The organism is Psychrobacillus sp. NPDC096389, assembly GCF_044762855.1.
Lineage (GTDB): Bacteria > Bacillota > Bacilli > Bacillales_A > Planococcaceae > Psychrobacillus.
This window is the reverse complement of the sequence record NZ_JBIWFB010000010.1, coordinates 37,658-51,971: the sequence shown is the minus strand read 5'-3', so window position 1 is coordinate 51,971 and position 14,314 is coordinate 37,658. Positions and strand designations below refer to the sequence as shown.

General features: G+C 35.7%; 13 protein-coding genes. 6 read left to right on the top strand and 7 right to left on the bottom strand.

Going from position 1 to position 14,314, the window contains the following annotated elements:
• Nucleotides 1-27: 27 nt before the first annotated feature.
• The gene (locus tag ACIQ38_RS19585) at nt 28-915 is read right to left on the bottom strand and encodes a DUF6282 family protein (protein WP_402827125.1); all 888 of its coding nucleotides are present in this window, start codon (nt 913-915) and stop codon (nt 28-30) included.
• A gap of 149 nt (nt 916-1,064) precedes the next feature.
• Nucleotides 1,065-2,345 carry an SLC13 family permease gene (locus tag ACIQ38_RS19580; protein ID WP_402827122.1) on the bottom strand — a complete coding sequence of 427 codons (1,281 nt, stop codon included), beginning with the start codon at nt 2,343-2,345 and terminating at the stop codon, nt 1,065-1,067.
• Nucleotides 2,346-2,605: 260 nt separating this feature from the next.
• On the opposite strand from ACIQ38_RS19580, the gene ACIQ38_RS19575 reads away from it, so the two are divergent.
• Both ACIQ38_RS19575 and ACIQ38_RS19570 read left to right on the top strand, forming a co-directional pair.
• Nucleotides 2,606-3,289, top strand: a complete 684-nt coding sequence (locus ACIQ38_RS19575) for a Crp/Fnr family transcriptional regulator (protein ID WP_402827119.1) — start codon at nt 2,606-2,608, stop codon at nt 3,287-3,289.
• A 183-nt stretch (nt 3,290-3,472) separates the two neighbouring features.
• On the top strand, nt 3,473-4,465 hold the full coding sequence (locus ACIQ38_RS19570) for an LCP family protein (protein WP_402827116.1): 993 nt from the start codon (nt 3,473-3,475) through the stop codon (nt 4,463-4,465).
• Between the two features lie 169 nt (nt 4,466-4,634).
• On the opposite strand, the gene ACIQ38_RS19565 is transcribed toward ACIQ38_RS19570, so the two are convergent.
• Nucleotides 4,635-5,639 carry a nucleoid-associated protein gene (locus ACIQ38_RS19565; RefSeq protein ID WP_402827113.1) on the bottom strand — a complete coding sequence of 335 codons (1,005 nt, stop codon included), beginning with the start codon at nt 5,637-5,639 and terminating at the stop codon, nt 4,635-4,637.
• A gap of 338 nt (nt 5,640-5,977) precedes the next feature.
• Here ACIQ38_RS19565 and ACIQ38_RS19560 point away from each other — a divergent pair, with 338 nt between their 5' ends.
• On the top strand, nt 5,978-6,376 hold the full coding sequence (locus tag ACIQ38_RS19560) for a hypothetical protein (protein ID WP_402827110.1): 399 nt from the start codon (nt 5,978-5,980) through the stop codon (nt 6,374-6,376).
• 102 nt (nt 6,377-6,478) lie between these two features.
• Complete coding sequence (locus ACIQ38_RS19555; protein WP_402827107.1) at nt 6,479-7,747, top strand: M48 family metallopeptidase; 1,269 nt, start codon at nt 6,479-6,481, stop codon at nt 7,745-7,747.
• A 65-nt stretch (nt 7,748-7,812) separates the two neighbouring features.
• On the opposite strand, the gene guaD is transcribed toward ACIQ38_RS19555, so the two are convergent.
• The 3 genes from guaD to ACIQ38_RS19540 all read right to left on the bottom strand — a co-directional run bounded on the left by guaD (nt 7,813) and on the right by ACIQ38_RS19540 (nt 10,565).
• Entirely contained in the window at nt 7,813-9,180 is a 1,368-nt protein-coding gene (gene guaD, locus ACIQ38_RS19550; RefSeq protein ID WP_402827104.1) for a guanine deaminase, read from the bottom strand.
• A 150-nt stretch (nt 9,181-9,330) separates the two neighbouring features.
• Nucleotides 9,331-9,555: a hypothetical protein gene (locus tag ACIQ38_RS19545; protein WP_402827101.1), complete on the bottom strand. Its 225-nt coding sequence runs from the start codon at nt 9,553-9,555 to the stop codon at nt 9,331-9,333.
• A gap of 104 nt (nt 9,556-9,659) precedes the next feature.
• Nucleotides 9,660-10,565: a DMT family transporter gene (locus tag ACIQ38_RS19540; RefSeq protein ID WP_402827098.1), complete on the bottom strand. Its 906-nt coding sequence runs from the start codon at nt 10,563-10,565 to the stop codon at nt 9,660-9,662.
• 106 nt (nt 10,566-10,671) lie between these two features.
• On the opposite strand from ACIQ38_RS19540, the gene ACIQ38_RS19535 reads away from it, so the two are divergent.
• Nucleotides 10,672-11,565 carry an AraC family transcriptional regulator gene (locus tag ACIQ38_RS19535; protein WP_402827095.1) on the top strand — a complete coding sequence of 298 codons (894 nt, stop codon included), beginning with the start codon at nt 10,672-10,674 and terminating at the stop codon, nt 11,563-11,565.
• A gap of 379 nt (nt 11,566-11,944) precedes the next feature.
• On the top strand, nt 11,945-12,706 hold the full coding sequence (locus tag ACIQ38_RS19530) for a class I SAM-dependent methyltransferase (RefSeq protein ID WP_402827092.1): 762 nt from the start codon (nt 11,945-11,947) through the stop codon (nt 12,704-12,706).
• Nucleotides 12,707-12,838: 132 nt separating this feature from the next.
• Here ACIQ38_RS19530 and ACIQ38_RS19525 read toward each other — a convergent pair whose 3' ends face one another.
• Nucleotides 12,839-14,236, bottom strand: a complete 1,398-nt coding sequence (locus ACIQ38_RS19525; RefSeq protein ID WP_402827089.1) for an HD domain-containing protein — start codon at nt 14,234-14,236, stop codon at nt 12,839-12,841.
• Nucleotides 14,237-14,314: the final 78 nt, after the last annotated feature.

Below are 14,314 nucleotides of genomic sequence, written 5' to 3'. Positions count from 1 at the left end.
TATAATTATTTTTAAGTTACTTCGTCATTATTGGAAATTGAACAATTCTTTCGGATTCTTCTTGGTCATAATATTAATTTCTTCTTCGGTGACTCCAAAATGTTCTTCCAGGGCATTGATGAAATTATACATTCCTTCTATTGGTGAGCCATTAGCAGCTTGACCATAGTCAGTATCGATGATAATACGATCCACACCACAGGCATCTATCATTTCTTTGGCCACGGACAGATCTACTACTGCTTCCACTTTCGAACCGCTATCTGTAAACACACAGGCGTTAATTTCAATATAAGCACCCATTTCTGCCCATTTTTTCATATCGTTAATAGTTGCTCCTACTTGATAATGCGGGTGTGTTACCAGGATACGTTTCATCCCCAGCTCCAAAGCTTTTTTGACTGTGGCATCCACTTCAATTTCATTGCCATGTCCGGTAGCCAAAACCATATCATGCTTAGCCATGTACTGAATTACTTCCACAGCTTTAGGATTAAGATTTCCATTTTCATCGGCTATAACGATTGGCTCTTCCTCTACATCCGAAGCGCCTGCTCCACCAACAAATCCCGAACCTTTGTGACCGTCGATATGCGTTTTAGAGGAGACAGTCGGAAAGTAGACCATTGCCGTACCCATTTGTCTTGCTTTATCCACTGCATTGACATTTAAGCCACCTACTGCATTATTTAGAACTAGGCATCCATAAACCTTACATGTACCATTTCCTAAATGCTTCTCCACCATTTTCGTTCCTAAAAGTGCTGGAATATAGTGATCCTTTACGACGAATCCTGCATAACCGACTTCTTCCGCGAGCTTCAGCATCTCAGCAGCATCCACTGATCTATTGGCAGTGGATGGTCCACAGTGCACATGTACATCATACATACCTTTTAAAATACTTCTATCCATTCCAATTCCTCCTTACAATATGTTTTACTAAACTTATTGTTCTACTTTACCGAATGGTTCTGTTATAGAACCACCTCCTTCAACAACTAAAGTTAATGAAATTATTTTATGATTAAGTTTGATAGCTATTGGAAATAGGTTAAGCAGTTTTATAATCCTGCAGTTATGCTATATATACCGGTATTTGCCAGAATTCCAGCGATGATGGAAATCACGATTGCCACTAGGAACAGCTTATTAAAGACTTTCGTTCTTTCCTCAGCGTTAGGTTTAAATAGTGTCCCATAGGCAGCCAAAACCATCGCGCCACCAAGTGACAAGGGACTGATGGCAGCTGTAAATCCGCCATTGATAATGGTGCTGATCAATTCAATATTCATGAACGGATTACCGTTCAATGCATTTAATGATTCGACTGTGGGAATCAAAGTCGGAATAGGTCCTGCAATCGCTAGGGAGAAGAAGGACATAATCGACGAAGTAATACCTAGTAAAGGTGCAAGCGTCCACTGTGTAGAAATGGAAGATAACAAGCTAGCTAGAAGAGTTAAGCCGCCTAATGTATCAATAACGCTAAGTAGGTTTCCAATCCCAATACATAGGAATATTGTTTCCCAAGGTACACCTAGGAAGGCTTCTTTTTCGTCAGCAGCTTTACCAAGTAGCAATATTAAACTGAAAACCAGCGCAGTGAGTCCTGCATGTGTTTTTAAAAACATAATAGCCAGAATCATCAATACGAGCATCAGCAAGGTTAGTTTTTGCTTACCATTGAAATTCGGAAGGTCAATTGGTCCTGCATTTCTTTCCGACGACAACGTTCTGTCAGCAGGTTGGTTTCTCTTCCATCCGCGAAAACCAATATACGACAAAATCCCAGCAATTGAGAACAGGATTGCACCATTTAACAAAATTTGTGTAGCATAATTAGGGTGGCCAGCATCAGTGATAATTAAGTTGGCAGTATTCCCAAAAACACCCACCTGTGTCATAAGAGTAGCGTTTGCGCCAAATATAGTTAGAACTCCTATCATGATAGGATTGTAGCCCATCTGATAACCAACGCCCATGGTAATCGCAGGCAACACTACATAACCGGTCAAACCTCCCGGGTCGACAACCGTTATGAGAGCGCTTACTAGGAAGACCATAAGAGGATACAAGGCAGCATAACGACCAAATATTCCAAACAGTTTCTTAGAAAGTAGTTCTAAAGAGCCGTTATTTTGCGCAATAGCAAAGAAGAAAAACATTCCAAATAAATTAAGAAATAGACTCGTAGGAAAACCTGCTACAACATCATTGCTTGATATCCCGCTCATCAATCCTAATACTATTGCGACCGCAAGGGAGATAATTCCAATATTCTTTTTTGTAAAAACACCCAATGTGATTACAAAGATGAGGGATAATAAAGAAATTACTTCCATTCAATACCTCCTATACTTTTTATTTAGCTAGTTTTCCGACAACAATGAAGCTATCCGTCATCTTTCATTTATTATCTTTAACTGCTTTATAAATTATATATTACTAATTCAGGAAAGCGTTTTCAGTATCATTTGATACACACAGTTTTAATTATTTTAAATATTAAGAACTGGAAGGGATATATAAGAGAAAGATTAGTATAGTATAATGAAACTGTATTTACCCACAAAGTATCTATTTTTATTTTACAGAGGGAGGTATGAGCAATTTGCGGGAAAACAATCTATTTTTCGAAAATCAGTTTATAGATTTTAAGCCTCTCTTATTAGAAATCGGGGAGAGATATCTACTGGAAAAAGGCAGTATCGTAATCAATAATGTTGAACCATTATACTTGTACTATGTAGAGGAAGGTATCTTTAGATTGTCGGTCAATCATATTGAAGGAGGCAGCAAGACAATTTGCTTCCATGGCGGTGGCTCTATTTGTCCTTACTCTTTAAGCAGACCGATCGATGACAAATTCCATATCGATGTGGACTTCTTTTCAATAACCGCTATCACCGATATTAAAACGATCCGTATTCGCCCGCAAGATTTCTATCAAGCACTGATGGAGAATCCTAATTTAAGCATCACCATGTTGGATTATGTCATTATGCATTCCAATCTATTCATGCACGAATCGATTACCCTAAGCTATGATTCTGCTTTCGTTAAGACCTGCAACATCGTTTACATATACACACGCTCCTTGAATAAGGCGGGGATTAGCCTTACTCAGACGGAAATTGGAGAAATAATTGGGGAGTCAAGGCTAGAGGTTGCGCGTTCCCTAAAAAAACTACGTGATCAGGGGATCATTAAAACATCCCGAAATGGTATTGAAATACTGGATCCAGAACTACTAAAACTAAACTGCAACCCTGATTACGTTTACTAATCTATTAGCTGAATATCCAATTATTGCAACATATTTTTCTGTGTCGGGTACAATTTTCACACTGTTTTCGTTAAATAGCATTTGATTTTATATAAGATTTAAGGGAACAATCACTCATATACATACCTATTAATTTTCAGTATAATTAGTAAAATTATATTTTCAAAGCAAAGAGGGTAAGAGATGACTATTTCTCGTCGAACAAAGCGAAACTTAACGAAAAAGCGAAAAATTTTGTATATAGTGCTTGTTTTGTCTATTATTTTATTGTCAGGTGTTGGCGTTTTTGCGACTAGCTTGGTCCTAGAAGCGAGACAAGCCGCTTCCAAAATGTATGTACCTTTGGAAGGAGATAAAGAAGGTTCGACAAATATTGATAATATAAAAGATGTGGATTCTGCGTTCACTATATTATTGGCAGGTATTGAACGTAAAGAAGAAGAAAAAAACGGCCGGTCCGATATGCTGCTTTTAGCAACGGTTAACCCCCATACGCAAAAAATATCGATCGTCAATATTCCGCGTGACACAATGGTTGATATAGAGGAAATTGGAAGAAAAGATAAAATAAATCATGCTTATGCGCATGGTGGCATGAATTATACGATTAATACATTAGAAAATTTATTAGAAATTCCAATCGATTATTATGTTTCTACTGATTTTCAGGGGTTTGAAGATATTGTAGATACAGTGGGCGGTGTTAACGTGGATGTACCATTCACTGTCGATATTCAACTTGCTGATACGTTAAAATGGAAGACGTATACAAAAGGCCCAATGCTGTTGCAAGGTAATGAAGCACTGGCGTATGTTCGAATGCGGAAGAGAGATACAGAGGGAGATAGGGGACGCAATACCCGTCAAAAACAAGTCATACAAGATATTATCAATAAAGCCACCAGCTTGAGCAATATACCTAAAATTGACAATATGATAAAAGATGTCGGTGAGAATGTGCAAACAAATATTCCTTCATCAAAATATTTAGAGCTAATGAAAATGTATCAAAAGATGAAAGCAAATCCAATTGAACAATTACAGTTAATTGGGGAAGATAAGCAGATGTATAATGAATTGGAAAAGAAAAAAATATGGTATTTCTTTCCGAACGAAGATTCTTTAAAAGAATTAAAGGAAAGTTTAAAACTTAATCTTGAAAAAGTGAATAAGTGATATAAAAGCTTGTTTTATTTCACTATTTAATTGTCTAGTAAGCTATTACCATTCTTCGGTGATAGCTTACTTTTTAGGTGAAAAAGAATCGGTCATGGCTCTCTTTTAAGGTTAATAATTAAATCCCACAACTCTATATTCGAGTTGTGGGATTTAAACATTTTTTTGATTATACTTCTTCTTGGAAGTAGATTTTATAGAATTTGCGGTTGGTTATTTCATCGTATCCAACTTCAATTAGTTCTTCTACTTGATCGATATCACGAACATTTACTTGAATTTCAATATTGGAGTCAAGTTTAATTTTGCGCTTATACGTTTTTTCTACCTTTTCAATCGCACTTTCCGAAATGATGGTTTCGTATGGTTTTACTGAATTGACGATGACTTCTTTTTGTACCGGATCTGCTTTTTCAAATACGGTGTCAATAAAATCATGTACTTGAAATTCTTCTTCGTTTCTAAAATAATCGAGTGTTTTGTTTAAAAATCCTAATTTCTCGGTATTGGTAAAACTTTCTTCTTTTAAAATATATTTTTTGCATTCTGTTAAGGCTAAATTTGTTTTATGGTAATGTTCATCTGCTACTTTTATTTTTAAAAAGCGTTCTTGCCAGTAGATAACATCTTCTTTCTTTTTTGTTTTTATAAAAACAGCGGGTGCTTGATCCGCTCCCATATCCACGATTATGGCCATATTATTGAGTTTCTTTACATTGATGCCGTCTACGCCATTTACAATCATTTTGTTTTGCTCGTTTTTTACATCTAAAAACATTTCTTTTTCTTCTATTTTTACAATAGCAATTACTTTTTTTACTTCCGTAGACATTAAACAGTTTTCGAACAGTCCAATAAACAAGTCGCCACTTTTAATGTTGGGATGCCCAGATACGCTGTATAAATGAGCGGCGATATGTTTTGATTGTTCCAGAAAGCTATTGTTATTATCGAAAATGGATGTCACATATGTATACATTTCATTTAACCCGATATTTGTTTCGTGAAAAAATTCATATTGCTGCTCCAAATCCATTTTGTTAAAAGCTAATTGTGTAAAGGCTGCTTCTAGCAATACTTCTGGCTGAGAAAATGCCTCTTCACCTAAAACAAGTGTGTCGCTTACATTATGAACGACATACTGCGCTAATTTACTTTCACTTACTTCTAGCATCGTCTTCACCTTCAAATCATTAGTTGTAGATAATTTACCTTATCATATCTTGGATACTATTTGTATGGAATATTTTAAAAGTCTCTTTTCAACAAAGAAAACTAAGGAAAGATAGATGAAAGTTAAAACTAATATCATTTGACGTTGATAAGCCTTATCATATACAATTATAAATGAAAGTGATAATCATTTTCATTTAAGTTTTTCTATCTACTCCTATGTGTTAATAAAAGAAAGAATGATATAGCTGGCAATCCAACATAAATTGTGACCAGCGCTACTTAAGTTTTCTGATTAAAGAAAGATGAAAAGCGAAGATGAATGAAGGAGGAATACGTATGAATGACCGTTTTATCGTACTAGATTTTTTTCAACACCAAGTGAGTTGCTGCTGCCCTGGGCAAAAGCATCAACATGTGATTGACTTCCAACAAGGAGATGTATGGACAATCACAAATGAGCGGAAATATATCGATATACTCGGATGGCATGTCGGAGTAATCGTCAATAGTGAATTTAAGTTTCTTATACATGTGGAAGACGTGGAGGAACTATATGATAACGGTAGTATTTGTTCTGTTTTAGATTTAGAACTAAAAATGTTGCATTTAAATTTTAAAATAAACGAAGCACTTGATACACAAGATAAAGAGTCATTTCAGTTATTTGCAAATGAACTGACCAACTTGCAGGAAATCAAAGATACAATGCATTCTGTAGGCGCAGAAGTTTTCTGAGTTTCTAATGTAAAGAATAAAGCTAATTGAAAAAAGTGGTTCTATCTTTGTCCTTTTTGATTACACTTAATGTAAGAAAGAGTGTTAGGAGGGGACGAGGAGTTGGCGAAAAAATGGGGATTAACCGCTCTATTTTTATTTGGTTTATACGCTTTAGCAATGTATGTTTATATCTTCCATAGTGGAAGTGGGGACATACCAGCAGGATTGAATGGTACTGTTGCGGATCCGAAAGTCTTCATGACGGAACGTGAATTGTATTTGAGTCAGGAATATTCCAAAATAAGAAACTTTCTCTTTTTTGTAATTACTCCGCTTGAGTGGCTTATCTATTTATTTATACTGATTACTGGTCTTTCTCAAGTGTTTGAAAGATGGCTTCCATTAAAAAACAAATGGGCAATCGTAAAAAATGCAGTTTATATATTTTTGCTGTCTGTTTTCCTTTTTATCGCATTGTTCCCAATAGATTATTACAGATATCATTTAAGCAAGCTTTACGGTATAAGTACGCAAGCTTTTTCCTCCTGGATGCGGGATAATATCATAGACTTTTGGGTTACCTTTGGAGAGACTGTATTAATTGTCACCGTCCTGTATTGGCTTATCAATAAAAGCACAAAGAGATGGTGGCTTCACGCCTGGCTATTAATGATTCCTTTTACATTATTCCTGATGTTTATCCAACCGGTTGTAATTGACCCGTTGTATAATGATTTCTATCCGCTAACCGATAAAGAATTAGAAACTAAAATTTTAGCTGTTGCAGAGCAAGCAAATATTCCGACAGAGCACGTATATGAAGTGAATATGGCGGAAAAGACAAATGCGCTAAATGCTTATGTTACAGGGATTGGAAGTAATGCAAGAATTGTATTATGGGATACGACCTTAAGCCGATTATCCGAAAATGAAATCCTCTTCATCATGGCACATGAAATGGGGCATTATGTAGAGAAGCATATCTATTTCGGAATCGCTGGCTATCTATTAATGATGCTAGTAGGGCTTTGGTTGACGGCGAAACTGATGCCTTGGATCATCAAGCATTTTGGACGTGTCTTAAAAATCAAGCGACTAAATGCTATTCATTCATTGCCATTATTTTTACTGATCACGTCTTTTTTACTATTCGTTTCAAGTCCACTTTCAAATTATATTTCGAGATACCAAGAAACGCGAGCGGATCAATATGCAATAGAGTTAGTGCATGACACGGAAGCAGCTGTAAGTACTTTTCAAGCATTGACGAAGGCAGGATTAAATGAAGTGAATCCGCCATTACTTGTTAAATGGTTCCGTTATGGTCATCCGACGATGTTAGAAAGAATAACTAGGGTTGCAAGCGAGAAAGAAACGGATGCACATTGAGTTTCAATAAATACCCGTAAAAGATAAAAAGGAGGTGCTAGCTAATTCTAGCACCTCCTTTTTAATTACATACGTGAATGAACTTTTTCGCCTTGAACCCAGACTTCCCGAATATTTTCTGGTCGAACTAAATACATTATCTTTTGGAAGACATCATGCAAATCTTCCTCATCGTTAAAAATAGGTAATTTAGCAGTAGCTAATTTGGTATCGATGATTTGTGCATCCCACGCATAATTTTCTGCTAAACGTCCGATTGGTAAACTTAAACCTTCTCCTCCGCCAGCAGTTGCTAAGTAAAATGCCTCGTTGATCGTAATACGTGAATTTGGCACCCCGCGTTCACTAGCAGGAAGCTTTGTATCCACGCCATCCTCTAACATTCTAGAGGATATTACAGCTTGTCTAGCATTATCGAAAAGACTAGGCGAAAAACCGCCGGAAATATCGGAGCCTAACCCAATTTCTACTCCTTTTGCGTGCAAATGAGCGATTGGAATGACGCTATTGGCAAAGTAAGCGTTAGATATTGGACAATGGCAAACCGCCGTTCCCGTTTCAGCAAACAGATGTGCATCGTCATCATCTAAGAAATTGCAATGAGCCATTACAGACTTTTCACCTAATAGGCCAAAATCATTCAAGGCAAAGGCATCGTTCTTTTGGAATCGATCTTGTACGTAGCCATGCTCCCAATCACTTTCACTGCAGTGCGATTGAATATGCGTATCATGTTTTGCAGCAAGCTCTCCTAAACCTTTTAAAGCATCATCGGTACAGCTTGGGATAAAACGAGGTGTTACGACTGGATAAACCCCTTGTTTCGTTGTTTTAGCCAATTCTTTTACAGCTAAAATAAATGCTTCTGTATCTTTTAATGCAGTCTCGGTACTAGCATCTCGATAAAAGTCTGGATTTTGATCTGGATTATCCATAACAACTTTTCCTACTAAGCCACGTTGTCCTTTATTCGCGCATATTTCCGCTAGCATGAAACTTGCTTCTTTATGTACAGTTGCAAAATAAAGTGCAGTAGTCGTTCCATTGGCTAACAGTGTGTTTACTACCTCTTCGTAAACAGTTTTAGCAAATTCCAAATCCGAAAACTTAGACTCAATTGGGAATGTATATGTATTTAACCAATCATAGAGGGGGATATCCAGAGCTGTTCCAGATTGTGCCCATTGCGGGGCGTGTACATGTAAATCGACAAAACCTGGTAAGATGTACTGACCTTCTGCTAAACGGTGAAAATTTTCTTTTCCTTCATAAGCATTTAGTAAAACTGAATAGTCTGTATCTGCTGGTGCCACAACTTGCTCAATCATTCCTTTGTCATTAATGCAAAAGAGATAGTCTTTTAAGATTTCCACTTCTTTTGGTGACTTGCTTGTAAAAGCAGTCCCTTGAAAAACTTGCGCATATTTATTCATAAACTACACCTCATTGTTCGTTTTTTAGCAATATTATCGTAATTATAGAGCAATAAGGGCAGAGAGTCTATCGTTATTAGGAAAAACACAAAAAAGTGAGAGTACGAATAACTCTCGCTTTTTCTTAGTGTTATTTTTACTTAAGGATATTTACCTTCTTTTCTTCTTCCCAAGATCTTTCGTGTTTGCAATCTTTTTCTCTACTATTTTTTCAAACTCTACAAATACATGATAGGTGCTTTCATCCATTTCTAGCACTTCTATAACTTTTCCTTTTCTACCTTTAATTTTTAATGCTTCTCCTACTGATGGTATGCTTCTTAAGGCTTGATTTAACACTTTCGTCTTGTTTTCATAAAAATGAACGGCAAACATCTTCTTGTCCCCTTTTCCAGCAATTTATCATTTCTAAAAGTTAGAATTCTTCTATTCTATGATGAGCTTGGAGAGTTAGAACTTTAAAGATAAATAATCTCACATTAAGTGGATTTTCGGCCCATTGCCAATAATAAAATCATTCCAATGATACAAGCCGTACCAACCCACTGGAATATACCAAAAGGTTCTTTTAACCAAATGACGGTTGTTAAAACAGCGGCTAGTGGCTCTAAGCTTCCTAAAAGGCTCGTTTCTTTAGGGGAAAGACTTTGTAAACTTTCAATATAAAACCAAAATGCAATCATTGTGCCGAAAATAATGACGAATATTAAGTAAAAATAAGCCTCAATTGTTAAACTACTAAAATCTAGTTGCCAAGGAGGATGGATAAAACTTAATGCGACGCCTCCAATAATCATTGCCCAACCTACGATGACTAGGGAATCGTATTGTTTTAGTAAAGGCACCGCATATAAAGTATAGAATGCTACAGCTAGCCCGGATAATATCCCCCAAATAATTGCAGGCGCAGGCACGGAAAATTGAGAGAGCGAGCCGTTGGTTAATAGAAAAAAGCAACCAACTAATGCTAGTAAAACAGTTATCAAATCTTGCTTTGTTAACACAGCTTGTCTTCGTAAAATTAAGTAAACGATAATCATGACGGGGGCTAAGTATTGTAATAATGTTGCTACAGCTGCATTTCCATGTTTAATCGAAGCCATATAAGTATATTGTACGGCAAGCATACCGAGTAAACCGAAAATAATGAGTTTAACGGCTGCGCTTCTATCTTTCCAAACACCGAATATTTGAGACCGTTCTTTTGCCAAAAATTGAATGAGTAAAAGTAAAGAACCTGCTACTAATAACCGTGTAGTTACGAGCCAATTTATATCGATCGCGAATTGTTGAAATAGCTTTTGAGCAACAGTTCCACCAACTCCCCAAAATATGGCACCTGTTATCACGAGAAATAATCCCGTATTTCTAGTAGGTTTATTCATTAATTCATCACCTTTTTAACTATAATAATAGTATGATAATAAATGAATAAATAGTTAATTAATAGCTAAACTGAATATAAAAGTATCAATATATTGAGGGGATACAATGCAAATCAAAAAAATAGAATTAGATAAAAGCCTAAAAGAGCTTACGAAGCATCAAACAGTAGTGCTGCCGATTGCTTGCTATGAAACAACTATTGCTCAAAATATTCATGGATATATACCGCTACATTGGCATGAGGAAATTCAATTTGTTCTAATAGTAAAAGGAGAGGCAGTTTTTCATATAAATGAAGAGAAAGTGGCCTTGCAAGAAGGGAACGGACTATTTATAAATAGCGGTTGTCTCCATATGGTCGAAGATAAGAACCAATCAGGATGTGTATATATTTGTTTAAACGTAAATCCTCACTTTCTTTTACCACAAGAGCTTTTAGCGACCTATGTATATCCGTATATTCAGGCTACTAACATACCTTATTTATATATAGACGAAAATGAGGCATGGGGAAGGAACATTTTAGAGGCGTGTATAAAAATTAACGAATGTATTCAACGAAAGTTGCCATATTATGAAATTGAAATTACTGGACAGATAACGTTCATCTGGCAGAACTTACTCATGAATGGTTTTCAACTAGAATATGATCAGATGGAAATGAAAAAGGATGAACGAATGAAGCAAATGTTAAACTGGATACATTTACATTACGCAGAGAAAATCATGTTAAATGATATTGCAAGAGCGGGTCAATTGAGTAGGGCGGAATGCTGTCGCTACTTTAAAAGAATTCTCAAGACAAGTCCGTTAAGTTATGTAATGGAATATCGAATTCAAAAAAGTTTAGCACTGCTCCAAGATGCTGAATCCAATGTGACAGAAGTTGCCTACCAAGTAGGATTCAATAGTACAAGTTATTTCATCGATAAGTTCCGCAAGTCGATGGATATGACACCATTAGCATATAAGAAAGTGAAACTTGATGAGCGTCGATAGTGTGTCGTACGGCAAAGTAACGGATCTTTATGATTGGTGAGTAGTGTTAATTGATGAATGCGCAACTTTGCATCGATTACTCGCAACTTTGAAGTGAATTTGCGCAACGTTCCACTTCAAACACGCAACATTATGAGGCGTTTGCGCAACCTTCTCAAAAATGATCCCAGTGATCATCGTCTCACTCCAAGTAAAGAGCTGTTATAAGAATTAGTTGCTTTCATCGGCAATTTGGTTGCTTTCGCGCTGATCTAGTTGCTTTCGTAATAGAATTGGTTGCTTTCACTGGCCAATTAATCGCCCTAAGGCATTTTCTGGATTTGTGTATTAGAAAATGCTGCACCATTTCTAATGTTATTAAGGAGGAAGAGGAGTAGTAATGATAAATCTTGTCGAGTTAAAAAATAAGTGGTTACTAGAGGAAGAAAAAGGCTTTAAAGGATGGGATTTTACTCATTTAGATGGACGTTGGGAAGAGGAAAAAATTCCATGGGATTATAAAGAAGGGGTAATGAACTATTTAAAACCGGAAGCTAAATTATTAGATATGGGGACAGGCGGGGGAGAATTTTTACTTACATTGGGACACCCTTATGAGAATACTTCTGTAACAGAGGCTTGGGAACCAAACGTAAAGCTTTGCAAAGAAACGCTTGAGCCACTTGGAATATGTGTGAAACAAGTTTTTGAGGACGATAAATTACCATTTGATGATGATACATTTGATCTTATTATTAATCGTCATGAATCTTATGATGTTAGAGAAGTTAAGCGTATTTTAAAACGAAATGGTTTATTTATCACGCAGCAGGTTGGTGGAACGAATAATGAACTACTTTCCAAAGCATTGATTCCTAATTTTAAGTCATTATATCCGGACTTATTATTATCCATTGAAAGAGAAAAGTTTTCGAATGAAGGCTTCACTGTTTTGTATGAAAATGAATATTTACCATATATCAGATTTTTCGATATAGGTGCTATTGTGTATTACGCTAAAATTATAGATTGGGAATTCCCTGGATTTTCGGTAGACAATTGTTTTGATAGGCTTTGTGAATTGCAGAAAGTGTTGATGAAACAAGGTTATATTGAGAGCTTTGAACATCGTTTTATCCTTATTGCGCGAAATGATAAATAGGATTACTATTTTTGGGAAATAGAAAATGAACAATAAAAAGAAATGAGTCATTAAAAAATATTTTGTAGCCTTCAAGTGAATTGATTAGGTTACAAAATATTTTTGTGTTTTTAATTGTTCCTTTTTTTTGACTCAACACTCATCAACAACTTCCATTATTTCTTTTACAGCCTTTGATGTCTGTACGTGGAGTAACCATTTAGCGTTTGCCGTAATTTTATTTTTTGTGTGGATTTCGACAATGTCCATATCTTGTAATGTTGTTTGAAGGGATTGTACTTCACCATTTACTTTGGCAAAGGTCATTTTGCTTGCAAGTGAAGGATTTATTGCGTATGCAAAATCAATAATATTGGAGTTTACTGGTAGTGTGATCACGTCCATTTTTGGTGTGAACACAGTTATTTCTTTTTGAAATAATTCAAATGAAATTAACTCACAAAAAGCTATCGAATTATTTGCGATAGATTTTACAGAGTGAATAGAGTTTCCTAAAAGTTTCTCGCTTAGAAATTGCATATCGGTTTCGTGTATATTGACAAAGATTCCATTTTCATAGAAGCTTTGCGTTCTTTCATCCTGAATAATGACATGGATAATATCATTATTCATTTTCACCTTTGTTTTAAGATGTTTTAAAAATGGATGCTTTTCAATCGCTATTTCATCCATAAATTGATCAGGCACGGGTTCAAATATGGAATGGATAATTCCAAGAGCAGTGTAACAATTAAGTGCAGTTTTAGTTGTGACATGAATTGTAAAAAGATCAGAAATATGATGGCCTTCACTTATTAGGTTATATGACTTAAAGAGAGGTAGTTTCCGACACTCTTTATGAATAATGACATTATGTGGATCGCTGCTTTGAAATTTTTCAATGAACTTATGAAAAGTCGTAGAATTGCGTTCCGTATGACCTTCCATAAACTTTTTAAATTGTTTATATCGACTTGAATTTAGATAACTAAATGCTAAATCTTCTAACTCCTCTTGTAGTCTATATAATCCAACCTTTTCGGCAAGTGGAGAGAAGAATAATAATGTTTCATTTGCATACGGTATTTTCTTTTCTATTCTTTTAATTGCAAGGGTTCTCATATTATGTAGACGATCCGCCAGCTTTATGGCGGCTACACGAATATCTATCATAGCAGTTGAAAGAAGCTTTTCTGTATTAACAGCACCGTATTCTTCCTTTTCAATTGTCCCTTTCTCAAACTTTGTTAAACCATCCACAATGAAAGCAACTTGTGTACCAAAATGCTGTTCAATCTCAGACAAAGGAATTACCGTATCTTCCACCACATCGTGTAGCAATGCGCATATTAGAGATATAATATCTGCTTTATATTCTGCTAAAATTAAACTTACTTCAAGTGGATGGATGATATATGGTTCTCCAGTTGCTCTTTTTTGTCCACTATGCGCTTTTTCCGCAAATTCCATTGCCTCATGTAATTGCAAAATTTCCACATTAGATAAATATTTGCATCTTTGCTTCAGCATTTCTTTCACTTGATCAATCACCGGATTCACCTCATTTTTAACATATTATACAGAAGTAATCGAAGAAATAAAGTGTTTCTATTCAGAACTATCGGATAA